Raw genomic sequence first — 22,341 nt, 5'->3', positions numbered from 1 at the left:
CGAGGCTGTACAGCGACCGCTATCGACTGCGCCCCCATACGGGGGCCGCCGATCAGGCGTACTTCGGGCGTTCGGTCGTGTGTTCGACGTCGCCGGTGACGGTCTCCTCGTCGCTATCGTCGTCGTAGACGTACTGGCCGGTCCCGCCGCAGAGGGTACACTCGTAGGTCTCGGAGATCTCGTTGATCATCTCCCCGTCCTCGAAGTAGACGCGGCTCTGCGTTATCTGCAGGAACTGAGCGGTCTCGCAGTTAGTGCAGGTGATCATACCCGTTCGATAGCCGTCACCGGTTGTAGTTATCCGGCTTGTAACCGAAAGGGCCGGCTGACTATCACGTTCTTACCCGGGTAGTAGTCGGCGACGCAGGCCCGGGCGGACCCGCCCGACGCTCGCCGTCGTTCGAGCCGGGCTGAACGCGAGTAATAACCACATAATCGCCGGACAGGATCGGGATAGATGACAGCGATTCGCGAACCGATTCGCCCGTCGAAAAACCGTCTTTCTCGATGAAATGAGACGATTACCGAGAGGCGTTTCTCGGGGTTTCCCGGGGTCTCGCTACTCGGCGGTGACCGATGAATTGGCGCCCAACCGGCGCCCGACCGGCGCCCGATCCTCGCTATCAATCCTCTCCCTCGAGGGTGCCCTCCAAGAGATCGATGGCGATCCGGTCTCCCGTCCTCGCCGACTCGTAGGCCGCCTCGGTCAGCGCCGTTACCCGGAGCGCGTCTCGGACCGTCGCCGGCGGCTCGCTGCCCTCCCTGATGCTCTCGAGGAAGGCGTCGGCGCGGGACTGTTCGCCGCGGGGGTCGACGTAGGGGGCGTACTCCCCGGCGTCGGCATCGATCTCGCGGACGGTTCGCGACCCCCACTGCGTTCCCTCGAGGTAGACCGCCCCCTCGTCGTCCCAGAGGTGGATATGCTCGCGAACCGACGGCGCGTCGCCGTGGACGGAGACCGTCCCGCTCGCGCCGTTCGCGAACTCGATGTCGAGGTGGGCGCGTCGATCGACGCGCCGCTCGTCGTCGTAGAAGTCCATGCTCGCGGCGACGGACTCGGGCTCGAGGCCGGTCGTCCAGAGCACGCCGTCGAGGACGTGACTCCCAGTATCGTAGAGGAAGCCGCCGCCCGACAGGTCGGGATCGAGCCGCCAGGTCCCTCGCGAGTCGTCGATCCAGTCCTGCGTGATCGAGGCGGTCAGCCACGTCGGTTCGCGGTCGACGAACCGCTCGCGGGCGGTTCGAAACGCCGACTGGAGGTGGCGCTGGTAGCCGACCATCACGGTCCGGTCGCTCCGCTCGGCCCGCTCCGCGAGGTCGCGCGCCCGCTCGAGGTCGGTCGTCAGCGGCTTGTCGCAGTAGACGTGGCAGTCCCGCTCGAGGGCGGCGACGACCTGCTCGTAGTGGAGCGTGTGGGGGGTACCGATCAGGACCGCGTCGAGAGAGCCGTCCGCGAGCATCGCCGAGTACTCGGCGTACCGACGGTCGTCGGGAACGTCGAACTCCCGGCCGACCTGTGCGAGTCGGTCCGCGTCGAGATCGCAGACCGCCCGGACGGTCGCGTCCGGGTGGCGGTGGAGTTGGCCGCCGACGGTCGTTCCGATGTAACCGAGGCCGACGATACCGAGCCGAATCGGGCGTTGCGAAGCGCCGTCGCTCATACGGGCCCGAACGCTCGCCAGCGTCATCCCTCTGGCGGCGTCGCAGGCAAGGCGCCCGGTCGATCGTCCCGCCATCGGGTCCAGCGCGCCGTCCCCAGCGCCGCTAGCGCTTTCCGTCTGCACCGGGAAGTGACGGTATGGCGACCGACATCACGATGTACGTTCTCGAGGGCTGCCCGTACTGCGAGGCCGTCACCGAGCGCCTCGACGCGGAAGACATCGAGTATGAACGCGAGGAGGTCCCGGCGCTCCACTCGGGCCGGGACGAGGTCAAGCGAGTATCGGGACAGCGGGCCGTCCCCGTGCTCGTCGACGACGAGCGCGGCGTGACGATGGCGGAGTCCGAAAACATTCTCGAGTACGTCGACCGGACGCTCGCCTGAGAACCGATTCGGCGCGAGTCGTACCGATCACCCGCCATAGCGCGGGGCTACGGGCGGAGTAGACGGGCCCTGTCGACGGTTCGGAGTCGCTACCGGTGCCCAAACGGCCGCATAACAATACTTGGGGCTTGCATTGGCCAACCCGCGGGGAGGAAAGGCCCCGCCGGGTACGCGCTCGGCCCACTCGATGCGCTGACCAGCCGATTGCGTGCGTTCATGCCCGGATCGCTCGACGTGGACTCGCCCCCGCCTCGAGTACGCTCATGTCTCTCACGCCCAGGGCGGCTCCCGCCCCGCCCGGGTTTCACGACACCGATACCGAACAGCGGCGGCCCGCGGGTTTCGATGTCTGCGGTGGCTCGCGGGTTTCGATGTCCGCAGCGGTGATTCGGCGAGCGACCGCCGTCGTTCGGTCGTCGCCGCGGGTTCAGTTCAGAACTCCGTAATGACCGGGATGCCGACGGTCTCGTAGTCGTCCATCGAGGCGAGCGTCTCCGGTGCCTCCTCGAGCGAGAGGGTCTCGCCGATGATCTTGCTCGGCTCGAGCGTGCCCTGTGCGATCAGGTTGAACAGTTCCTCGTAGCGGACCAGCGGCATACCGAAGGAGCCGTGGAAGTCGATCTCCTGCATCGTCATGACGTCGACGGGGAGTTCGATCTGCCCCTCTTCCTCGCCGGTCGTCAGCCCGACCTGGACGTGGCTGCCCCGCGTGCCGAGGCTGTTGACCGAGTTCTGGCAGGTATCGGCGACGCCCAACGCATCGATGGAGACGTCGGCACCGCCGTCGGTGATCTCTTGAACCGCCTGAGCCGAACTGTCGACCTCAGTCACGTTGACCGTCTCGCGGGCACCGAGTTCCTCGGCGCGCTCGAGTTTGTCGTCGACGAGGTCGATCGCGATCGGATGGGCACCCAGCGCGTCCGCGATGTGGATCGCCGAGAGCCCGACGCCGCCGCAGCCGTGGACGGCGACCCAGTCGCCGGGGCGGAGGTTCGCGCGGTCGGCCAGCGCGTGGTAGGCCGTCATGAACCGACAGCCAAGCCCGGCCATCTCGGCGAAGTCGACTTCGTCGGGGAGCTTCACGCAGTTGAAGTCCGCCTCGCGGACGGGGAAGGCCTCCGCGAACGCGCCCGGTGCGAACTCCGAGAGGCCGAGCGGGATGACCGTCTCGCAGTTGTTCGCTCGCCCCTCGCGGCAGTGAGAACAGCTCCCGTCACCGAGATGGAACGGCACCGCCACGCGGTCGCCCTCCTCGAGCGTCTCGACGTCGTCGCCGACCGCCGAAACGACGCCCGCGGGCTCGTGGCCGAGAATCTGCCCTTCCGGGACCCCCGCGCCGATCCAGCTCCAGTCGCCCTGCCAGGCGTGCCAGTCGCTGCGACAGATGCCACACGCTTCAGTCTCGACGATGACCTGGTCCGGTTTCGGCTCCGGGTAGTCGACGTCTTCGACTGAGAGCGGTTCCCCATGTTCTTCGAGTACGGCGGCTCGCATAGTTGATGATTAAATGGTAGGTACAAAAATATAGGCGGTCCTCTCCGATCGCGAGCAGCGACCGGAGCGGTTTCGGTGCCGACCCGTTACGTGAGCAGTTCCGTCCCTTCCGCCGAGAGTTCGACGGTCACGTCCTGGCGCGTCTGGTCGCTGATCTGGTCGATGTTCCGCGTCAGCACCTCGAGCACGTCCTCGGGCTCGGGGTAGACGAGCAGGTTTCCGTCCCCGTCTTCCATCACGAGTTGCGTGTCCGCGAGGGTCACCTGCTCGTTCTCGATCCGCGCGACGATCGCGGGTAACGCCTCCGCGCCGCCGACGTCGCCCTCCTCGACTTTCGCGATGTACAGCGAGTCGAGCCCGATCAGGTCCTTGTACTCGCGGACGCGTTCCGCACACGCGACCATGTCCCTCGTGATCGCCGTCTTCCGGTCGTTTCCGTGCGTCCCCTCGTAGCACTGTTTACAGACCCTGAGTTCCATCCGCATACGAGATGGATTCGCACGGAAGGGGAAGCAATTTTTGCAGGAAATCGAGCTATTCTGGCTCTGTTATGTGAATTTGTCGGTAGCGGACGCTGCGCACGGTGAAACGACGTCTTTTCCGGCATGTTTGCCGCTGTTGTTGGTATCAAACCGGGATATTTTCCGCAGAGAGACGATTTCGGGAAACCGTTAAAGGTCGCCCGCGCCGTACGTGGTTGTCAATGGCACGCGAGGAACCGGCGCGCTTCCGTCGGGGCGACCGCCCGGCGCTCCGATCGCGATCCGGGTCGTCTCGAGAGTACCGCGGAGGTGACCCGCGATGACGGACCGAATCGATCTGGACGAGTTCAAGACCGACGCCGACGAGGAGGACGAGGGGACCGTCGGCGATCCAGTCTGGCGCGACGACGCCCGCGGCGGTTCCGAGACGGGATCCGAGTCGCCGCCGTCGGGGTTCGCCTCCGCCGGCGGCCGAGACCGAACGGGAGAGGGGGCAAACGGCGGTTCCGAGACCGAGATCGCGGCCGACGACGCCGATGCGGCGGGCGACGGCTCGAGTCCCGCCCGCGCTCCCGCGCCGCACGTTCCCGAAACGGGCGAGAAAACCCCGGCCGGCATTCCGGCGCGAGGCGGCGATACTGGTGGAACCGCCAGCGACCCAGCCGGCGAGCCGTCCGCCGGAACCGGGTCGCCGGAGACGCCGCGGCCGATGGGCGCTCGATCGGATTCCGAGTCGCCCGCGGCGTCCGGCCCACACGGCGGCGGAACCGACGACATGACGATGGCGCTCACCTACGGGGCCGTGCGCCGCCTCGAGCGCCCGCGGCGCGTCTTCGGCGACGCCGGAGGATGGGCCGACTGGATCGGAATCGTCGGCGACGTCCCCGCCCACGTCGTCCAGAAGTTCCAGCGAGAGCGCGGGATCGACGCTGACTTCTTCAACGGGTCGGGGACGGGTCCCGGTGAGCGACTCGCCGAAATCGACCGGAATTCGATGTTTCACGCCGATCGGATGGTCGTCGTCGGCATCGCGGGCGCGGACGAACCGATCGCCGAGGCGGCCGACTGGGAGTTCGTGCCGCTCGAGACGGCGGCCGAGAAAGCGGAGTGGGAACTTAAGGCGGAGTCGTAGCCGTCGGGTGGTCGGTCCCGTCGTCTCCGCGTTCGTGAGAGTCAGCGCAGGAGAACGGTCCGGGAAGTCATTTGACACTGCGTGTTGTTGGCACGCACATGGGGATCCGTACTGCGATCGACCACAACCCGCTGCTCGCGTTCGGCTTCCTGATCGCCGCCGGCTGGACCGTCCTGGTCGGCCTCCAGATCGTCAACGCGATGGGGAGCGTCGCGGGCGGCGACTGGGTCGGACGGCACGGTCTCGGTGGGCTGATGGGACTGATCGTCCTGGCGATCTTCCTCGGCGTCGTGATCGCCGCCTTCGGGGCCCTCGGCGAACCCGAACCGGCGCCCGAGGAGTGGCCCCCCGAGTAACGGCCCGCGTCTGCCCGGCGTTCCGTTCGATACCCGAGACACGTTTCGAGACACGATGTACTACGAGTGCACCCGGTGTGGCCGCCTGAATCGGTTCGGCCACCTCGAGCCCGACGAGGCGTATCGTCCCTGTGCTAGCTGCGAGGAGCACACGCGCTGGAAACCGGCGTTCGACGGGGAGGGGATGTCTCCGTGACCCTCACGATTTCCGTCAGCGACCGGTTTCGCGAGGCCGCGACGGCGTGGGGCGACGACCGACTCATGGACGAGGAAGACGCGTTGGAGACGAAGGCCGAGCAGGCCCTCCTCGAGATCGAACACCTCGTCTCGGGCGCGAACGAGGTCGAGTTCGCGGTCGACGCCGCCGACGGCGAGATCCATCACGAGCCGACCGACGCTCTCGAGGCGTATCTCGAGCGACAGGGCGAGGCGTTCGGCCTCGAGCCCGATGCAGTGCTGGCACTGCACGTCGACCTGTTCGCACGCGCGTTCCTCGACGACGAAACCGAGTCCGCGTCGGCGTCGGACCCGGACGATCCGCGGCCCTACTGAACCGCACGCCGTCGGTTCGTCGCCGTCCCTCGACCGACGGCGAGACGTATCCGAGAATCGCAACAAAAGCCTAAGGCTGTCAATCGCACACATGAAACTATGACGCACACGAGCTGGCGACCGGATCCGGGACTCGACAAGAAACGCGACAAGGAGGTCTGGACGCACACTGCGCCACACGATATCAACGACGGCGAGGTCGACGGCGACATCTCGTTCAGCGACGAGGTTCTCGAGCCGTTCGTCGACGACGAAGGAGCCGACGGCGAGGAGTAACTGGGCCGCGGACTCGGGCCCGAGCCGTCGCTTCGCTCAGGCCATCTGTATCGCGATCTCTTCCTCGAACGCGACGTCGCCCTCGAGCAGCGCGGCGACGGCCTCGTAGAACCGCTCGTCGGTCCGCTCGCGGACGTCCGCCGCGAGGTCGTTGATCCACTCGGAGAGATGTTCCTCGTGGAAGACCCGCTGGTAGCCGAACGTCTCTTCGTCGCCGCCGCGCTGCCGGCGAATCAGGTATCGGAGGAACGCCAGTTCGACCGCGACGTAATCGTTCTCCTCGGGGTATTCCTCGGGCGGCGACCAGCCCGCTGCGGCGTAACTCGCTTCGACTTCTGCTAACCCGCTGCCGCGAAAGTCGGTGTCCTCTCGGTAGTAGGTCTCGTGGGGGAGGACCGGCGGCCGCGGGCCGACGAACAGCCGCGTGAACTCGCTCTCCAGATCGTCCCGAACGGCGTCGGGGTCGCGATCCCGGTTCTCCTCGATGAAGGCTTCGAGCTCCGCGAATCCCCGGTCGAGGCGCTCGCTGACGCTCTCCTCCGGGAGCGAGACGTCCCCGGACAGCAACGTCTCGACGAACGATTCGGTCGGGACGTCTGCGAACGCGTCGATCAGGAAGTTCACCAGCTCGAGTCGGGCGTCGTAGAGTGCCTGTTGGTCTACGCTCATCGTCAGTCACCTCGGTCGGAGAGCAGTCGCGCGCGGCAGTCGCCGCAGTACTCGAAGATGTCCCCCTGCGCGCTCGGGGCGATGCCGGCGACGAGGTCACCGACTTCCGCCTGGATCTTCCGTGCCGATCCCTCGCTGGTGAACGGCTTGCCACAGTGGCGACACTCTCGCATCTCGCCGTCGAAGACCTCGATCCAGGCGGGGTCCTCGTCGTCGCGGTTCTCCGGCAGCAGCGACCGGTCGAGGCCGTCGCGCATCTCGATGACGTCCTCGACGCAGCCCTCCTCACAGAGCCCGCAGTTGACGCACTTCTCGTGGTTGAACTCGAGGACGGCCTCGTCCTCGTTCCGGCGGATCGCGTCGGTGGGACAGAGGTTCGAACAGGTCGGCGTGAGCGTACAGCCGTCGGCGACGTCCATGCGACCGAAATCTTTGAGCCCGCGAATCACCTCGCGGTCCGGATCGACGTGCTCGAGGATCGCGCGGACGCTCTCGAGCGTCCAACCGTGACTGTCGAAGGCGGGGTTGTCCCGGTCGGCGTCGATCCCTCCGGTGGCCTCGTGATCGCCCACCGGAATCGGCGAGCCCTCGAGTTCGACGGCGAAGGTCGAAATCTCCTCGACGAACTGGCCCGGCTCGTCGGGATCGGGCGCGAAGAACCCGATCCGCTCGCCGAGCGCGAGGTCCGCAGTGGCTCGGTTGAGCCGATCGACGAGGTCGGCCTTCGACTCCGGACCGGAGTGACGGCAGTCGCCGCCGCAGCCGACGACCGCGACGCCGTCCGCACCGCAGGCCAGCGCGTGCATCGCGTGGGCCTCGCCGACGGTGTCCGTGCAGTTCACGCGAACGGGGAGGATCGGCGGGTACTCGACGTCCGCTTTCCCCGCGGCGGCCAGTCGGCCGTACTCGGCGAGCGCGTCGTCGGCCTCCTCCGAGCAGACGAACGCGACGATCGCGGCGTCGATGTCCGAGCCGGAGCGGTTCAGGAGCCAGCCGCCCTCGTCGTCCGTCGGCCGGAGCAGCGCCTCGACCTCCCGGGCGAGTCGCTCGTTCGAGGGCTCGCGGAGCATCGTCGCCCCCGTCGGACAGGCGCTGGTACAGGCCCCGCAGTTCTGGCAGGCCTCCTTGTGGAACTCGACCTCGTCGATCCGCGCCCGTTCGACCGCGTCGTGCGGGCAGGCCTCGACGCACTCGTTGCAGCCCCGCTGGCTCGAGTCGCCCGCGGCGCAGACGTCCATCTCGAGGTCGAGGTGGTCGGGTTTCTCGATCCCGCCGAGGTGTGTTCGCACGGCCGAGATCGTCGCCGCGTCGATCGGCGCGGTGTAGAAGCCGATCCGGCCGCCCCGTGTCGCGCGAGTGGCCGCCGGGTAAACGACCTGGTCGAACTCGAGGGTCCGTTCGGTCCCGTCCAGCTCGATCGCGTCGGTGGGACAGACGTCCGTCCACGCTCCGTCGGGCGCGTCCGGATCGATATCGACCGGATAGCGCGTGACCGCGCCGTCGGGGCCCTCGCGGACGCACTTCATACACGAGACGCAGTCCTCGGTGACCTGTGCCCGAATGCGAACCGTGAACTCGCCGAACCGGCCGTCGACGTCGATCACGCGGCCGCGTTCGATCGTCACGTCGTCGAGCTCGGCCGTACTGTCGACGTACTCCTCGCCGTCGGCGATCAACGTGATGTTAGCGTCATCGGACAGGGCCGCCGCGGTCTCCGGATCGGCGACGACCGCAACGCGCTCGCCGGCGTCTTGCGAGACCGTCCGGGAGACCGATTCGGCCTCGAGGCCGGCGTATCTGGCGTTGACCATCCGGGCGGTCTTCGCCGTGGCACCGGCCTCGTCGTGGACCCACCCGGCGCGCTCGCGCTGGTCGACGAACGAGACCGCGTCCGGATGGAGTCCCCGCTGTTCGGCGACCCGCTCGATCTTCCGCTGGGACCGCGACTCGGGACAGGTGACGATCAGCTGATCGAGGTCGTACTCGTCGATGACCTGCTCCATCGCGGGGAGGCCGTCCGCACAGAGCAGGCTCGAACTCGCCGCGACGTCGACGTGATCGATCCCCTCGCGGACGCCCTCGAGATCGACGTCACAGGTGTCCGCACACGAACAGACGAAACTCCCGACTCTCATCCCGTCGTGGTATACTGTGACAATACAATAGTATTCCGTAAAAATACCGTGACTGTTCGGCAGAGTTCGAACACTACTCGAGAGTAATCGGGTATTTCGTTTCTTCGGCGGAAGAACCCTAGCTCGAATATAAATTACCGAAGAACGTCCAGAGCAAATATTCATAGAGCCATCCCGCAAAGTGCGGGTCATGGGCATGGGTACTGTACACACGGTAGCGCGAACGAGTGTTCGCCGAGTAGTGGGGTACCGCGTCCAATGAGCGCGGACGGCGAGCCGGTGACGATCGACCTCGATCGCCGGTCGTTCATGAAAGCCAGCGCTCTCGCGGGCGGACTGGTCCTCGGCGGCGGCGTCACCGGGAACGTCCTCAGTCAAGAGGAAGAGGGCGAGGACGGCGTCGTCGACGACGCCGACACGTCGAAGGTGATCTGTAACTACTGCGCCGTCGGCTGCGGCTTCAAGGCCGTCAAGGACGGCAACTCCTTTACCGCGATGGAGCCGTGGTTCGAGAACCCGATCAACAACGGCTCGCTCTGCTCGAAGGGGGCCGGCATTCTCGAGACCGAGCACTCGGTCAAGCGGCTCAAACACCCGATGCGGAAGGTCGACGGCGAGTGGCAGAAGATCTCCTGGAACGAGGCCTACTCCGAGATCGCCGAGACCTGGGAGGAGACCATCGACGAGTACAGCCGCGAGAGTGTCATGCTACTAGGTAGTGCCCACCACGCTAACGAGGAGGCCTACGCCATCCGCAAGCTCGCGGCCTTCATGGGCACGAACAACGTCGACCACCAGGCGCGGATCTGTCACTCGCCGACCGTGACCGGACTGGCGAACACCTGGGGGTTCGGCGCGATGACGAACACGATCAACGACTACCGCAACTTCGACCTGCTCATCATCCTCGGGCAGAACCCCGCGGAGTCTCACCCGATCGCGATGCAGCACATCCTCGAGGGGCAGGCTCGCGGCGGGACGATCGTCTCGATCGACCCCCGGTACACGAAGACGTCGGCCCACGCCGACTACTTCTACCGGCTGCGGCCCGGCACGGACGTGGCGCTGGTCATGGGCCTACTCAACTACGTTCGGGACCAAGACGGACTCGACAGCACCTTCCTCGAGGACCGCGTGATGGGGTGGCCCGACGTCGAACCCGAACTCGAACAATACGACCTCGAGACGGTCTCGGACGTCACCTGGATCGATCAGGGCGACCTCGAGGAGATCGGTGACCTGATCATCGAGAACAGACCCCAGATCCAGGTCGAGTGGGCGATGGGCGGCACCCAGCACAACAACGGGACCCAGAACATCCGCTCGTACGCGCTGTTCAGCCTCGCGACCGGGAGCGCGGCTCGGTCTGGCGGCGGCCTGCAGGTCATGCGCGGCCACGCCAACGTCCAGGGAGCGACCGACCTCGGCGTCGACGCGAGCATCCTCCCGGGCTACTACGGCGTCGACTCGCCGGGCTCGTGGGAGCACTGGGCGGACGTCTGGGATCAGAGCCCCTGGACCAGCGGCAGTACCTCCTTCCAGGACCTATACGACAAGTTCGAGATGATGCCGGAGGACATGTGGAGCGGCATGGAAACGCCGGCCGAGGTCGAGGCGGGGGGCGCCGGCGTCGACGTCGAGGAGGAACAAGAGGGCGAAGGGGGCGAAGGAGAGGAGAGCGCAGGGGGACAGGGAGACGAAGAGCAGGGCGAGGATCAGTCGGGCGACGACGAATCGGAGGGCCTAGAAGAGGAGGAATCGACCGACGTCAGCGACCGGTCGATGATGTTCCAGGTCGGGCTGACCGTCGCCCGCTGGTACGAGGCGGCCTTAGAGCAGGAACAACGCCTGCTCGAGTCGAACCTCTACCAGTCCGACCCGCTGAAGATGGCGTTCTTCTGGGGCCACTCGGCGAACTCCATCAGCGAGATGGACAAGATGAAGCGAGCGATGGAGGAGCTGGATCTGATGGTCGTCGTCGACGTCTTCCCGGCCGTCGCCGGGACGCTGCCAGACGACGCGAACGTGATCCTGCTGCCGGCCTCGAGCCAGTACGAACACGTCCGGACGGTGACGAACTCCCACCGCTCGGTCCAGTGGAGCGAGCGGGTCGCGCCGCCGGCACACAACTCCAGGCCCGACCTCCAAATTATGCAGGAGTTAGCCCATCACCTCGGCTTCGGCGAGCACTTCGACTGGGGGAGCGGTCCCGAGGTGTACAACGGTCAGAGCTCCTACGAGGACACGCTCCGGGAGATCAACCTCGGAACGCGATCCATCGGCTACCAGCAGTCGCCCGAGAAGCTCCAGCAACATCAGGAGTACGACTGGGCGTTCAACACGGACAACCTGCGGGCGGACACCAACGGGCTGCCCGTCGACGGGGACTACTGGATGCTCCCCTGGCCGTACTGGGGCGACGATCACCCCGGGTCGCCGATTATCTGGACGAAGGAGGCCGACCCTCGCGATGGCGGCCACGACTTCCGCGAGAACTGGGGCGTCAGGGCGCCGACGCCGGAGGAGTGGAACCAGCTCGGCATCGACAAGCAGTATCCGCTCTGGCAGACCTACAATCGGGAGGGGATGGACGGACTGGATCTGATCGCCGAGTCCTTCGAGGCACCGTGGTGGAACGGGCAGGAGATCAACGGTGTGCCGTCGTATCCGAACTACGCGACGCTGCTTCCCGACGATCCGGTGAACGCGTCGACACAGACACTGCCCGTCGAGTACGCACTCGACGAAACTGAGTCGGTGTACACCGCTGCGCAGGCGCTCGACGAGCAGTACGGGGACGAGGTCGACGTCGACCCCGCGGCCTACGAGGAGTACGACTACGCACAGCCCGATCCGCCGACGGGACGCGGGAAGGCGCGCGCGGTCGTCTGGAACTTCCTCGACACGGTGCCCGTCCACCGGGAACCGGTCGAGAGCCCCCGGCCCGACCTCGTCGAGCAGTGGCCCGCCAACGGCGAACAGGTCAACTTCTGGCGACTCGACCAGAACAACGCGTCGGTCCAGGCCGACGCGACCGAACGGGTCCACACCGAACTCGGCAGCGACGCCGAGAGCGGCCGAACGGTAATTCTGACTTCGGGCCGGCAGGTCGAACACCAGGGCGGCGGTGCCGAGACGCGGAACAACGAGTACACCGCCGACCGTCAGCCCCACATGTACGCCGAGATCAACCCCTCGCTCGCCGAGGAGCTCGACGTCGTCGGCGGCGACGACCACGTCGTCGTCACCTCGGTCGACAAGGGCTCGATCCTGGTGAAGGCCTACGTGACGAACCGGGTCAACGAGGAGGAGGTCTTCCTCCCCTATCACTGGGGCGGCGTCTTCCACGGGGAAGACAGGTCGGGCAACTGGCCCGAGGGAACCGCGCCACTGGCCATCGGCGAGAGCGCGAACATCATCACGCCGAGCGGGTTCGACGCCGAGACCCAGATGCAGGAGACCAAATCGGGCGTCGTCCACGTTCAGAAGGCCACGCAAAGCGTGGTCGACGACCTCGAGATGGAGTTCATCGACTACCCGCAGGACGAGCACGGACTCGGCACACAGAAGCGATACGACGTCCGCGAATGGGACATGATCGAGGGAGGTGACACGCCATGACACAGGACGAGCGGTCCGGCCAGGTGATGAGCCAGGGCGTGATGAGCACCGGCGAGGGGATGCGGATCTTCCCCGACGTCGAGGCCTGTATCGACTGCGGCGGCTGCGTCGTCGCCTGTAAGCGCACCTGGGACCGCGAGATACACAACCAGCGCATCGACATCACGACGATGGCCGAAGGGCGCGCCGGGCCACAGGGCGAGAACGCCGACAAGACGGACCGACTGGCGGCTGGCGAGCGCCCGGGCGAGACGAGCCTCCCGATGCAGTGTTATCACTGCGAGAACGCGCCCTGCGTCTCCGTCTGTCCGACCAACGCGCTCCAGAAGGAAGACGACGGGTTCGTCTCGGTGAGCGAGGACCTCTGTGTGGGCTGTCAGTACTGCCTGTCGGGCTGTCCGTTCGGCGCGCCGCAGTTCCCGGACAGCAACGAGGGAACGGCCCAGCTCTTCGGCACCGGCGGCATCATGGACAAGTGTACCGGCTGTCGCGAGCGCCAGGACGTCCAGAAGGGACCGGCCTGCGCCGAGGAGTGTGCCACCGACGCGATCCTGGTCGGCAGCGCCGGCGAGATCGCCGACGAACTCGAGAAACGAGACAGTGGCTCCTTCTTCAACGACGAGGCCATGGAGATCATCTTCGGGGCGGACGACGCCCAGCTATTCAGCGACCAATGAGCGACGAACGACCACCCGACGAGTCCCGCGAGCGCGACGACGTCCGAGCCGCGAGGAATCGGGACCGGACGACGGACGCGGTCGACCGGGACGATCGCGACACCGCTGAGACCGCCGCCGGACGCGACGAGAGTGGCGGGGTATCGACCGACGAAGCAGGATCGACTCCCGACCGCGACCCGGGTTCGGGGACGGGAACCGGTGGCGACGGCGGCGGTCGCTGGGATCGGATCGCCTTCGCGATCAGCGCGCTCATCGGACTCGCGCTGGCGGGCGGTGCCGTCGCGCTCGTTTCCGGACGCGCACCGCTCTTCGAGAACCTACTCCGCGTCCGGCCGACCGTCCAGGGCGGCGGCGTCGCCGCCGACTGGGTCTTCGGAAACACCGCGCCGGCCCTCGAGATCGCGATCGCCGTGGTTCACTTCGCGGACGTCGTCATGGGAATTTTCATCCTTCTGATGGTGTTCGTCCACTGGGCGGCGTTCCGGCGGCTAGCCGCGCGGATGCGGCCGCCGGCGGCGACGGCTCGGGGGCAGGAATCGGCCGCGGCGACTGACGGCGGTGCGCCGAGTACCACGGGACGGCCGTCGGCGGACTCGAGCGCCGCCGCGGAACCGGAGTCGGAATCGACACCACGGGACGACTCGACTCGGTCCGACGGAGGTGAGTCGCGATGACGAACCTCGACCACGGCAAGTTCTCGCGAGTGACCACCACGTTCCACTCGCTGCTGGCGCTGACGGTGTTCTTCCTGTTCTTTACGGGATACGCCATCGCGTTCAACACGGAGCTGTGGTGGATGGTCGAGCTGATGGGCGGTAACGAGGGCGTGCTCCTGGTCCATCGGTTCGCGGGGTTCTCGCTGATCCTCCTGACCGGGTTCTGGGTGTCTTACATGCTCCTGCGGTCGACGAGTCGCTCGAATTTCCGCGGCGTCTTGCCGAATCGAACCGATATCTCGGCGTTCGTACAGGACATCAAGTTCGCGCTCGGGCGGGCCGACGAGCGCCACCCGGCCGCCCGCCAGTTCGCGGGCTACAAGGCCGACGAGGTGCCGCTGATCTCCTACATCGGCAAGGGCGTCGTCTGGATCTTCACCGTCGAACTGCTGTTGCTGATGATTTCGGGCCTCCTGATCTGGCGGAAGACGTGGCTGATCGACTTCTACAACTCTCAGTCGGTCGTCATGGCCTTCGTCGCCTTCCACGGCCTGCTCGGAGTCATCATGCTGATGGGCGTGATGTTCCACACCTTCGAGCACGGCTTCCATCCCGCCTTCTACCCGGTGGAGATGAAGGCGTTCCTGCCGAAGGATCGAACGCCGAACTTCCACGACGATCCCGACGAATACGAGACCACCGGGATCGAGCGGCTCCGGCTCCGGTCTTCCTGGCGATGGGCGACCAACGTGATGGGCGTCCTGGTCGTCGTCGGCATCGTCAGCGTGATGATGGCCAGCCTCTCGTACGGCGGCTACCCGGTTCCGGATCGACTCCAGTTCAACGAGGGGAGCGTCCTGCGAACGATCGGCGTCAACGTCGGCATGCTCGTCTTACTCATCGGGCTGGTGCTCTCGATGTACGGCAACGTCCTCCGGGCGCGGTACGTGCGCCAGCGCCGGGAGACGGCCGAGCGGACGACCGCAGCCGACGGCGGAGAACGAGAAGCCGACCGCAGCGGCGATCTCGAGGGCGGGGGCCGACCCGGAACCGACGGTGGGACGCGACCGATCGACGACCGATCGACGACCGACGACGGAACGAACGACGGGCGATCGGACGACGACGTCGGCGGCTAGTCGCGCCGGATTTTCGCGACGACACGTCGGATTCCCGACCGCTCCGGCCGGGATTTACGTAATTCCGAAGCGTATGTGATAGCATGGCACAGCTGCTGTACTCGATCTACGCCGTCGCGATCCTGATCGTGGCCGTGGGTGGCCTCCTCGGCGTCGTCTTCGCGACACCGGACCTCGAAGGCCGCTCTGAGTACCGATTCGAGGCACTCGCGGTCCTCGCCGCCCTCTTCATCGTCGCGATGGTTGGCGGGTTCGTCCTCTGAGATTCCCTCTCGACGGTCGCCTCGCCACCGCTTGAACGACGGCCGAACCCGTGAGCTCCGCTCGACTGTTCGTCACGCTGACCGCACGGAACCGTCGCTGTACTCGTCCAGACCCGGCGAAATAATCGTATTGTCGTCGATATATTTCAGATTGCGTGTGTACTGCTTTACTATCATATCTGGTATCCCGCGCATCGAGACTATCGAAAACGCCATCCGGTCGAGTCGCGGGATTTCGTCTCTGTCCGGACGACGTACGCACGTGTTGCAGCTCATCCGAGTCGAGAATCAGACATCGATCCGGTCGAAACGACGCCGATTACAGCTCTGAGATCGATCGAGTGAGGAACTGTCGGACGGCGACGAGCGAGCGACGCCAATACACACCGCCGATTCGCGGGGAATCGAACGGCACCCGGCCGATATCCGAGCGAGACGGCGGTGACCGACCCCACGAGAGTCGGCAACTCGCTCGAGCCGTAGCGGACCGCCGATACCGCCACTATACATAGAATATCGTAGATGATTCTGTAACCATCATATCTATTACTGGTCCGATTCCGGCTCTTTCGATCGGGGAACGAATCGCTCCGTTCGGAGAATCGCACTGCTCCTCGAGGCGTGACAGAGCCCATCTCGAAAGCAGCGGGACACGCGATAGCTGGGCGTATAGCTCGGTTCGATGCCGTCATCGCTGATCGTACTCGGATCGCTCCCGACCGGTCTAGACCTCCACTGCCTCGAGGGGACACACTACTCACACGGACCGCTGGATATCGACGTGACGGTCGGGAGAGCGCGGAACTGCGGAACTAATACGGAGAGAGATGGAAAGCATACCTGAGAATAGAGCGACCGGTACCGTTCGAAGAATGGCTCTATATATCATCTACTATATTTGCTAGTATATCTAGTACTTCTGCCTCCGTTGACGAGATTCAATTACACACATATGTCTGTAACTATCCTGTCGGAGTCGCGGTCGTATCCGTCATCGAAATCGCCGCCGTGATCGCGCCGATCGGGTCTATCGACGCCGAGCAGTAAGCGGAGACACCTGTTCACACTAGAGAGAACACGAGTTATGCAATAGAGAACAGTTGTCCGACGAGTTCGTTTCCGCGTGTTGATCGGACAGCCGAATTCTCGAGCCCGGTCGCATCGAATGCGCCCCCGTACAGTCGACTTACCTTCCGATGAGACGAATTCGGCGACTTTTCGCCCGATTTCGCGCGACCCCGTCCGCTAATTACACAAAACAACCATCCAACGATGGTAAACAATACTCGCACTACACGCCGACAACTGCGGGAGAAAACACAGAGAGCCACTGATTCCCGGTTCGTACCGTCGACGGTCGGTCGAAAACCCGGGTACGGACGGTCCGACCTGTTCGTAAATACTGAACACATAGATATTTATAGGAAACACGGACTAGCCGGGATATGGGCAAGCGAGCGAACAATCCAGTCAAGTCGGTGGTCACGACGTTCGACATCCTCCAGACGCTGCGTCGGCTCGACGGGGCCGGCGTCACCGAACTGTCGAACGAACTCGATCTCCCGAAGAGTAGCGTCTACAACTACCTCAGCACGCTCGAGCAAGAGGAGTACGTGGTCAAAGAGGACGGTCAGTACGACATCGGACTCCGCTTTCTCGATCTCGGGCGATACGTGCGCCAGCGCGATGACCTCTACGAGACGGCCCGTCCGGAGATGGAGTCGATCGCCGAGGAGACCGACGAACTCGTCAATTTACTCGTCGAGGAACACGGTCAGGGGGTCTACGTCTGCCGAGTACGCGGTGATCAAGCGGTCAACGTCGCCGCGAGAACCGGCCACCGGGTCCCGCTGCACAACACGGGCCTCGGCAAGGCGATCCTCGCGTATCTGCCCGAGGACCGCGTCAACGAAATCGTCGACGACCACGGGATGTCGGCCGACACCGACCACTCGATCACTGATCGCGACGAACTCAAGGCCGAACTCGCGGAGATCAGAGATCGCGGCGTCGCGTTCGATCGGGAGGAGCGGATCGGCGGCCTCTGCTGTGTCGCCGTGCCGATTCTGGACCTCGACGATCGACCGATCGGTGCGCTCAGCGTGGCCGGACCGACGAGTCGCATGAAGGGGGAGCGGTTCGAATCCGAACTCCCCGAACTTCTCGAGAGCGCGGCGAACGTTATCGAGTTGAATCTCACCTACTCCTGAACGCCGTCGGACGCCGTTCGCCCCCGACTCGCACAAACCGCTGTTCACTGATGACGAACTGCTGTCTCACGCCCGCTGCCACGCGACGACGCCGTCGGTCGTCGTTCGCGTTACGGTGCCGCGATCGACGTGCGCGTCGAGGTGCCCCGACAGCGGGTACGCGAGGTCAACGTCGAGTCCGTAGCTGCCGCGTCGGTCGACGACCGCGTCGATGGCTCGTTCGAGAGTGATCGGTCCGTGCTCGTCGACGAGGTCCAGCGCCAGCGCGTCCAGTTCCGACGCGAAGGCCAGCGATTCGTCGACGAAGCGCTCGACGGCGTCGCCCTCGAAGACCTCGTAGTGGGTCAGCGAGAGCGCGTCCGGTGAGAGCGCGCGGAGCAGTTCGATCGTCTCTCTGTACTCCGGATAGCGGTAGTACGGCGGCGGCTGGATGTAGTCGCCGTCGACCGTGAACACGCCGCGACCGAAGATCGCGTCGCCGCCGATCACGACGTCGTATTCGGGATCGTGGAGCGCGAGGTGGCCGCGCGTGTGGCCGGGCGTGTGCAGGATCCGGAGTTCGCGATCCGCGAGCGCCAGCCGTTCGCCGCCGCGGAGTCGCAGATCGATCCGTTCGTCGGGTCCCATCATTCCCTCGAGCCACGCTTGGGTGTCCTCGTCGTACGTAAGACCGTGCTCGTCGGCGAACATCCCGTACCGGTCGTCCATGATTCGGTCGACGCTCTCCATCAGGGGCGCGTCCGCATCGTGAGCGGCGAACGTGACCGAGGGCGCGTGCTCGCGGAGCTCGTGAGCCCCGCCGTGATGGTCGGCGTCCGCGTGGGTGATCACGGCGAGGGACACGTCCTCGAGCGACCAGCCCCGCTCCTCGAGGAACGGGCGATAGATCGTCGTCGGCGCGTCGACGACGCCGGGGTCGACGACGATCGGACCGTCTGCTCCCTCGAGGACGTGGTAGCCGTGGCGTTTGTCGTCGATGACGGTCTCGATTCGATGGATTCCGGGCGCGATCGTGTGCGTCTGTGTCTCTCTCATTCGTTCAGTGAACTATCGTCGATACGACTACAAAAGCGTTAGTCCGCTCAGAACGCGCTGTCCGCGAAGCCGCCGTCGATCGTGACGATCTCGCCGGTCACGAACGAGCTAGCGTCGCTGCCGAGGTAGATCGCCGCGCCGACGATCTCCTCGCGCTCGGCGACGCGGCCGAGCGGGGTTCGTTCGTCGATGCGCTCGCGCTTCTCGGTTCCCTCGGCGTACGTGTCCGCGTTCTGGGGCGTGATGACGAAGCCAGGCGCGATCGCGTTGACCCTGATATCGGGCGCGAGTTCCTTCGCGGACGCGCGGGTGAAGGCCTCGACGCCGCCTTTCGCCGCGGTGTAGGCCGGCAGGTTCGCCATCGAGAGCCGCGCCGTCAGCGAGGAGATGTTGATGATCGAACCGCCCTCCTCCATCGCCGGCGCGAAGGCTTGGGTCACGCGGCGGACGCCGTCCAACGCGACGTCGGTGACGAAGTCCCAGTCCTCGTCGGAGATGTCCCGAACTGACTCCCGTGAGATCGCTCCCTGCGACGCGACGACGATATCGACGCCGCCGAGTTCGTCGACGGCCGTCTCGCGGACGCGCTCGAGCGAGTCGGATTCGGTCACGTCGCAGGTGACTCGCGCCGTCTCGACCCCTCGGTCTTCGATCTCCGCTGCGGTCTCGGCGACTTTCGTCTCGTCTCGGCTCGTCGCGATGACGTCGGCTCCCTCCTCGGCGAAGCCGAGGGCGATCGCCTGTCCGATACCGCTGGTCCCGCCGATCACGACGGCTCGTTTGCCACTGACGGTCACTGGACTGTGTTGGTAATCGACCATACGGCAAGCGAGACCGTCCGTCCTCATTACGTTTACTCTCCGCTCCGGACGACCGTCGAGGGACTGGGATAGCTATCGCGCCGTCCGTCGGGTCGATACCGGTCCCAGATCAAACCCCACAGAATTATAACTGACGGCGAACGATCCGGTAGCATGCGTGGATTAGCCAAGACTAGTCGAAGCCAGGGAGCCATGGAACTCGTCGATCGCGACCGGCCGGAGCCGGGGCCGGACGAGGCGCTGATCGAAGTCGATTACGCGGGTCTCTGTGGCAGCGACGCGGGTATCTACGAGTTCGAATCGGCGTTCGAGCGGATGGAGCTTCCGACCGTCATCGGCCACGAGTACTCGGGTCGCGTCGTCGAGGTCGGCGACGCCGTGACGAAGTTCTCGGTCGGCGACCGCGTCGTCGAGCGGCCGATCCGCGGCTGTGGCGACTGCTACCAGTGCGAAATCGGCGAATCGAACGTCTGCCAGAACTCGGTCATCACGGGCGTGGACCACGACGGCGCCTACGAGCCCTATATCGCCGTCCCCGAGGATGCGCTTCACCCCGTCCCAGACAGCGTCGAACAGCAACACGCGGCCATGGTCGAACCGACCAGCATCGCCGCGCGAGCGGTCATCCAGAACTCTCGCGTGCGCGCTGGCACGCGAGTCCTCGTCGAGGGGCCCGGCCCGATCGGGCTCCTCACCGCCCAGGTCGCCCGCGCACAGGGCGGCGAGGTCGTCGTCAGCGGCGTCGGCCCGGACGCCGACTACCGCCTCCCGCTCGCCGAAGAGCTCGGGTTCGAGACGATCAACGTGGCCGACGACGATCTCGACGCCGTCCGCGACGAACTGACCGACGGCATCGGCTACGACGTCGTCTTCGACACGACGGGTCACCCGTCGGGGCTGCCGTCAGCCGTCGACGAGGTCCGGAAGGGCGGCCAGATCGTCCTCATCGGACAGACCGGCGAGACGACGATGCCCTACTCGCCGCTCGTCCGCGCGGAGATCGACCTGCAGTGTTCCTACGCGTCGAAGTACGAGGACTTCGAGAACGCGCTGCGCTTGATCGACACGGGCGACGTCGACGCCGAGACGTTCATCGACGACCGGTTCTCGCTGTTGGACGCCGACGAAGCCTTCGAGACGTTCGTCAGCGGCGGCACCTGTAAGCCGGTCTTCGACGTCTCGGTCCTGCGCGACTGAGGACTGCGGACTCGCAGGGATTTTTTCTCGCCAGCAGCGACCGTTTGAGACGGAAGTTTTAGTAGCACCTGCCGTAATTCACCACTGTCGATGGATTACAGACAGCTGTCCGACCCGAACGCAGAGTATACGATGCGCGACCTCTCCGCGGAGACGATGGGCGTTTCGAACTCCCGCGGGCCGCGCGACGTCGAGATCACGGACGTCCAGACCACGATCGTCGACGGCAACTACCCCTGGACGCTGGTCCGCGTCTACACCGACGCGGGCCTCGTCGGCAACGGCGAGTCCTACTGGGGCGCCGGCGACCGCGAGATCATCGAGCGGATGGCACCCTTCCTCGAGGGAGAGAACCCGCTCGATATCGATCGCCTCTACGAGCATCTCGTCCAGAAGCTCTCCGGTGAGGGGTCGATCGCCGGGAAGGCGATTTCGGCGATTTCCGGGATCGAGCTCGCACTGCACGACGTCGCCGGGAAGATTCTGGATGTCCCGGCCTACCAGCTCATCGGTGGCAAGTACCGCGACGAGATGCGGATGTACTGCGACTGCCACACCGAGGACGAGGCCGACCCCGACGCCTGCGCCGACGAGGCCGAGCGCGTCGTCGAGGATCTGGGCTACGACGCGCTGAAGTTCGACCTCGACGTCCCCTCGGGCCACGAGAAAGACCGCGCGAACCGTCACCTCCGGGGCCCCGAGATCGAACACAAGGCCGAAATCGTCGAGAAAGTCACCGAGCGCATCGGCGACCGCGCCGACGTCGCATTCGACTGCCACTGGTCGTTCAGTTCCGGCAGCGCACACCGCCTCGCCGAGCGCTTAGAGGACTACGACGTCTGGTGGCTCGAGGACCCGATCCCGCCGGAGAACCACGACGTCCAGGAGGAGGTCACCAAGCGGACCTCGACGCCGATCACCGTCGGCGAGAACGTCTACCGCAACCACGGCAACCGTCGCCTCCTCGAGAACCAGGCCGCCGACATCATCGCGCCGGACGTCCCCCGCGTCGGTGGGATGCGCCAGACCCGGAAGATCGCGGATCTGGCGGACATGTACTACGTGCCGGTCGCGATGCACAACGTCTCCTCGCCGATCGGCACGATGGCCAGCATCCACGTCGGCGCGGCGATTCCGAACTCGCTGGCGGTGGAGTACCACTCCTACGAACTGGGCTGGTGGTCGGACCTCGTCGAAGAGGACATCATCCACGAAGGCTACGCGGAAGTGCCGGAAAAACCGGGGCTGGGCCTCACGCTCGACTTCGACGCCGTCGAGGAGCACCTGGCCGACGGTGCCGAGATGTTCGACGAAGCGTGAGCTTCGTCGTGCTCGCAAATCTCCGATTTGCGTCGTTTGACGAGGCGTAACGGTATCGCCATCGAGTTCGCTGGGCCTTGCTCAGCGGTCGTTTGACGAGGCGGAAGCCGACGCCGAACGCGCGGCGCGTTGCACCACGCTGTCCCATAGCAACATCGTGTCCGCAACGCTTCGCTCTGGTGAGACGGAGGAAGTGGAGGAGTGAGGTGAGTGTGCGATATGCGACGACCTCCGTCGGCGTCGACGTTTCCGCCGCCTC

The 22,341-nt window shown here is 65.5% G+C and carries 22 protein-coding genes; 14 read left to right on the top strand and 8 right to left on the bottom strand.

Annotation, left to right across the window (positions count from 1 at the left end):
* Positions 1–52: 52 nt before the first annotated feature.
* Complete coding sequence (locus LDH66_RS01950) at positions 53–268, bottom strand: hypothetical protein (RefSeq protein ID WP_006432768.1); 216 nt, start codon at positions 266–268, stop codon at positions 53–55.
* Between the two features lie 355 nt (positions 269–623).
* A complete protein-coding gene (locus LDH66_RS01945) occupies positions 624–1,661 on the bottom strand; it encodes a Gfo/Idh/MocA family protein (RefSeq protein ID WP_226479401.1) in 1,038 nt (345 codons plus the stop codon).
* A gap of 137 nt (positions 1,662–1,798) precedes the next feature.
* Here LDH66_RS01945 and LDH66_RS01940 point away from each other — a divergent pair, with 137 nt between their 5' ends.
* The gene (locus tag LDH66_RS01940) at positions 1,799–2,044 is read left to right on the top strand and encodes a glutaredoxin family protein (RefSeq protein ID WP_226479400.1); all 246 of its coding nucleotides are present in this window, start codon (positions 1,799–1,801) and stop codon (positions 2,042–2,044) included.
* Between the two features lie 432 nt (positions 2,045–2,476).
* Here LDH66_RS01940 and LDH66_RS01935 read toward each other — a convergent pair whose 3' ends face one another.
* A complete protein-coding gene (locus LDH66_RS01935; protein ID WP_226479399.1) occupies positions 2,477–3,538 on the bottom strand; it encodes a zinc-dependent alcohol dehydrogenase family protein in 1,062 nt (353 codons plus the stop codon).
* 86 nt (positions 3,539–3,624) lie between these two features.
* On the bottom strand, positions 3,625–4,023 hold the full coding sequence (locus tag LDH66_RS01930; RefSeq protein WP_226479398.1) for a hypothetical protein: 399 nt from the start codon (positions 4,021–4,023) through the stop codon (positions 3,625–3,627).
* 316 nt (positions 4,024–4,339) lie between these two features.
* Between LDH66_RS01930 and LDH66_RS01925 the strand changes: the two genes are divergently transcribed.
* The 5 genes from LDH66_RS01925 to LDH66_RS01905 all read left to right on the top strand — a co-directional run bounded on the left by LDH66_RS01925 (position 4,340) and on the right by LDH66_RS01905 (position 6,336).
* Positions 4,340–5,152 (top strand): DUF7124 domain-containing protein, encoded by an 813-nt coding sequence (locus LDH66_RS01925; RefSeq protein ID WP_226479397.1) that lies wholly within the window; start codon positions 4,340–4,342, stop codon positions 5,150–5,152.
* A gap of 98 nt (positions 5,153–5,250) precedes the next feature.
* Positions 5,251–5,508: a hypothetical protein gene (locus LDH66_RS01920; protein ID WP_226479396.1), complete on the top strand. Its 258-nt coding sequence runs from the start codon at positions 5,251–5,253 to the stop codon at positions 5,506–5,508.
* Positions 5,509–5,563: 55 nt separating this feature from the next.
* Positions 5,564–5,704, top strand: coding sequence for a hypothetical protein (locus LDH66_RS01915; protein WP_226479395.1), 141 nt, complete (start codon positions 5,564–5,566; stop codon positions 5,702–5,704).
* Entirely contained in the window at positions 5,701–6,060 is a 360-nt protein-coding gene (locus LDH66_RS01910; protein WP_226479394.1) for a hypothetical protein, read from the top strand. Before LDH66_RS01915 ends, LDH66_RS01910 begins: the two co-directional genes overlap by 4 nt.
* Positions 6,061–6,159: 99 nt before the next feature.
* A complete protein-coding gene (locus LDH66_RS01905; RefSeq protein ID WP_226479393.1) occupies positions 6,160–6,336 on the top strand; it encodes a hypothetical protein in 177 nt (58 codons plus the stop codon).
* Positions 6,337–6,372: 36 nt separating this feature from the next.
* On the opposite strand, the gene LDH66_RS01900 is transcribed toward LDH66_RS01905, so the two are convergent.
* Both LDH66_RS01900 and LDH66_RS01895 read right to left on the bottom strand, forming a co-directional pair.
* Entirely contained in the window at positions 6,373–7,005 is a 633-nt protein-coding gene (locus tag LDH66_RS01900; protein ID WP_226479392.1) for a TorD/DmsD family molecular chaperone, read from the bottom strand.
* A gap of 2 nt (positions 7,006–7,007) precedes the next feature.
* On the bottom strand, positions 7,008–9,140 hold the full coding sequence (locus LDH66_RS01895) for a hydrogenase iron-sulfur subunit (protein ID WP_226479391.1): 2,133 nt from the start codon (positions 9,138–9,140) through the stop codon (positions 7,008–7,010).
* A 258-nt stretch (positions 9,141–9,398) separates the two neighbouring features.
* Here LDH66_RS01895 and LDH66_RS01890 point away from each other — a divergent pair, with 258 nt between their 5' ends.
* The 6 genes from LDH66_RS01890 to LDH66_RS01865 all read left to right on the top strand — a co-directional run bounded on the left by LDH66_RS01890 (position 9,399) and on the right by LDH66_RS01865 (position 17,709).
* On the top strand, positions 9,399–12,761 hold the full coding sequence (locus LDH66_RS01890) for a molybdopterin-dependent oxidoreductase (protein WP_226479390.1): 3,363 nt from the start codon (positions 9,399–9,401) through the stop codon (positions 12,759–12,761).
* The gene (locus LDH66_RS01885; protein WP_226479389.1) at positions 12,758–13,438 is read left to right on the top strand and encodes a 4Fe-4S dicluster domain-containing protein; all 681 of its coding nucleotides are present in this window, start codon (positions 12,758–12,760) and stop codon (positions 13,436–13,438) included. The genes LDH66_RS01890 and LDH66_RS01885 overlap by 4 nt, the downstream gene beginning before the upstream one ends.
* Positions 13,435–14,115, top strand: coding sequence for a hypothetical protein (locus tag LDH66_RS01880; RefSeq protein ID WP_226479388.1), 681 nt, complete (start codon positions 13,435–13,437; stop codon positions 14,113–14,115). The genes LDH66_RS01885 and LDH66_RS01880 overlap by 4 nt, the downstream gene beginning before the upstream one ends.
* Positions 14,112–15,236, top strand: a complete 1,125-nt coding sequence (locus tag LDH66_RS01875; protein ID WP_226479387.1) for a cytochrome b/b6 domain-containing protein — start codon at positions 14,112–14,114, stop codon at positions 15,234–15,236. The genes LDH66_RS01880 and LDH66_RS01875 overlap by 4 nt, the downstream gene beginning before the upstream one ends.
* An 83-nt stretch (positions 15,237–15,319) precedes the next feature.
* Positions 15,320–15,499, top strand: coding sequence for a hypothetical protein (locus tag LDH66_RS01870; protein WP_226479386.1), 180 nt, complete (start codon positions 15,320–15,322; stop codon positions 15,497–15,499).
* A 1,445-nt stretch (positions 15,500–16,944) separates the two neighbouring features.
* Positions 16,945–17,709: an IclR family transcriptional regulator gene (locus LDH66_RS01865; RefSeq protein ID WP_226479385.1), complete on the top strand. Its 765-nt coding sequence runs from the start codon at positions 16,945–16,947 to the stop codon at positions 17,707–17,709.
* A 66-nt stretch (positions 17,710–17,775) separates the two neighbouring features.
* On the opposite strand, the gene LDH66_RS01860 is transcribed toward LDH66_RS01865, so the two are convergent.
* Together LDH66_RS01860 and LDH66_RS01855 are read right to left on the bottom strand one after the other, a co-directional pair.
* Entirely contained in the window at positions 17,776–18,744 is a 969-nt protein-coding gene (locus LDH66_RS01860) for an MBL fold metallo-hydrolase (protein WP_226479384.1), read from the bottom strand.
* Between the two features lie 47 nt (positions 18,745–18,791).
* Positions 18,792–19,565 carry an SDR family NAD(P)-dependent oxidoreductase gene (locus tag LDH66_RS01855; protein ID WP_226479383.1) on the bottom strand — a complete coding sequence of 258 codons (774 nt, stop codon included), beginning with the start codon at positions 19,563–19,565 and terminating at the stop codon, positions 18,792–18,794.
* A 153-nt stretch (positions 19,566–19,718) separates the two neighbouring features.
* Between LDH66_RS01855 and LDH66_RS01850 the strand changes: the two genes are divergently transcribed.
* Both LDH66_RS01850 and LDH66_RS01845 read left to right on the top strand, forming a co-directional pair.
* Positions 19,719–20,762 carry a zinc-dependent alcohol dehydrogenase gene (locus tag LDH66_RS01850; RefSeq protein WP_226479382.1) on the top strand — a complete coding sequence of 348 codons (1,044 nt, stop codon included), beginning with the start codon at positions 19,719–19,721 and terminating at the stop codon, positions 20,760–20,762.
* 84 nt (positions 20,763–20,846) lie between these two features.
* Complete coding sequence (locus LDH66_RS01845; protein ID WP_319004349.1) at positions 20,847–22,082, top strand: mandelate racemase/muconate lactonizing enzyme family protein; 1,236 nt, start codon at positions 20,847–20,849, stop codon at positions 22,080–22,082.
* The last annotated feature ends 259 nt before the right edge of the window (positions 22,083–22,341 follow it).

The sequence above is a fragment of the Natrinema amylolyticum genome, from assembly GCF_020515625.1.
GTDB classification, from domain to species: domain Archaea; phylum Halobacteriota; class Halobacteria; order Halobacteriales; family Natrialbaceae; genus Natrinema; species Natrinema amylolyticum.
The sequence above is the reverse complement of the archived record's forward strand: the minus strand, read 5'-3'. Positions and strand labels throughout refer to the sequence as shown.

Coding starts and splice junctions, on each gene's coding strand:
- LDH66_RS01950 (WP_006432768.1), bottom strand. CDS start 268: ATGATCACCTGCACTAACTGCGAGACCGCTCAGTTCCTGCAGATAACG.
- LDH66_RS01945 (WP_226479401.1), bottom strand. CDS start 1,661: ATGAGCGACGGCGCTTCGCAACGCCCGATTCGGCTCGGTATCGTCGGC.
- LDH66_RS01940 (WP_226479400.1), top strand. CDS start 1,799: ATGGCGACCGACATCACGATGTACGTTCTCGAGGGCTGCCCGTACTGC.
- LDH66_RS01935 (WP_226479399.1), bottom strand. CDS start 3,538: ATGCGAGCCGCCGTACTCGAAGAACATGGGGAACCGCTCTCAGTCGAA.
- LDH66_RS01930 (WP_226479398.1), bottom strand. CDS start 4,023: ATGCGGATGGAACTCAGGGTCTGTAAACAGTGCTACGAGGGGACGCAC.
- LDH66_RS01925 (WP_226479397.1), top strand. CDS start 4,340: ATGACGGACCGAATCGATCTGGACGAGTTCAAGACCGACGCCGACGAG.
- LDH66_RS01920 (WP_226479396.1), top strand. CDS start 5,251: ATGGGGATCCGTACTGCGATCGACCACAACCCGCTGCTCGCGTTCGGC.
- LDH66_RS01915 (WP_226479395.1), top strand. CDS start 5,564: ATGTACTACGAGTGCACCCGGTGTGGCCGCCTGAATCGGTTCGGCCAC.
- LDH66_RS01905 (WP_226479393.1), top strand. CDS start 6,160: ATGACGCACACGAGCTGGCGACCGGATCCGGGACTCGACAAGAAACGC.
- LDH66_RS01900 (WP_226479392.1), bottom strand. CDS start 7,005: ATGAGCGTAGACCAACAGGCACTCTACGACGCCCGACTCGAGCTGGTG.
- LDH66_RS01895 (WP_226479391.1), bottom strand. CDS start 9,140: ATGAGAGTCGGGAGTTTCGTCTGTTCGTGTGCGGACACCTGTGACGTC.
- LDH66_RS01890 (WP_226479390.1), top strand. CDS start 9,399: ATGAGCGCGGACGGCGAGCCGGTGACGATCGACCTCGATCGCCGGTCG.
- LDH66_RS01885 (WP_226479389.1), top strand. CDS start 12,758: ATGACACAGGACGAGCGGTCCGGCCAGGTGATGAGCCAGGGCGTGATG.
- LDH66_RS01880 (WP_226479388.1), top strand. CDS start 13,435: ATGAGCGACGAACGACCACCCGACGAGTCCCGCGAGCGCGACGACGTC.
- LDH66_RS01875 (WP_226479387.1), top strand. CDS start 14,112: ATGACGAACCTCGACCACGGCAAGTTCTCGCGAGTGACCACCACGTTC.
- LDH66_RS01870 (WP_226479386.1), top strand. CDS start 15,320: ATGGCACAGCTGCTGTACTCGATCTACGCCGTCGCGATCCTGATCGTG.
- LDH66_RS01865 (WP_226479385.1), top strand. CDS start 16,945: ATGGGCAAGCGAGCGAACAATCCAGTCAAGTCGGTGGTCACGACGTTC.
- LDH66_RS01860 (WP_226479384.1), bottom strand. CDS start 18,744: ATGAGAGAGACACAGACGCACACGATCGCGCCCGGAATCCATCGAATC.
- LDH66_RS01855 (WP_226479383.1), bottom strand. CDS start 19,565: ATGGTCGATTACCAACACAGTCCAGTGACCGTCAGTGGCAAACGAGCC.
- LDH66_RS01850 (WP_226479382.1), top strand. CDS start 19,719: ATGCGTGGATTAGCCAAGACTAGTCGAAGCCAGGGAGCCATGGAACTC.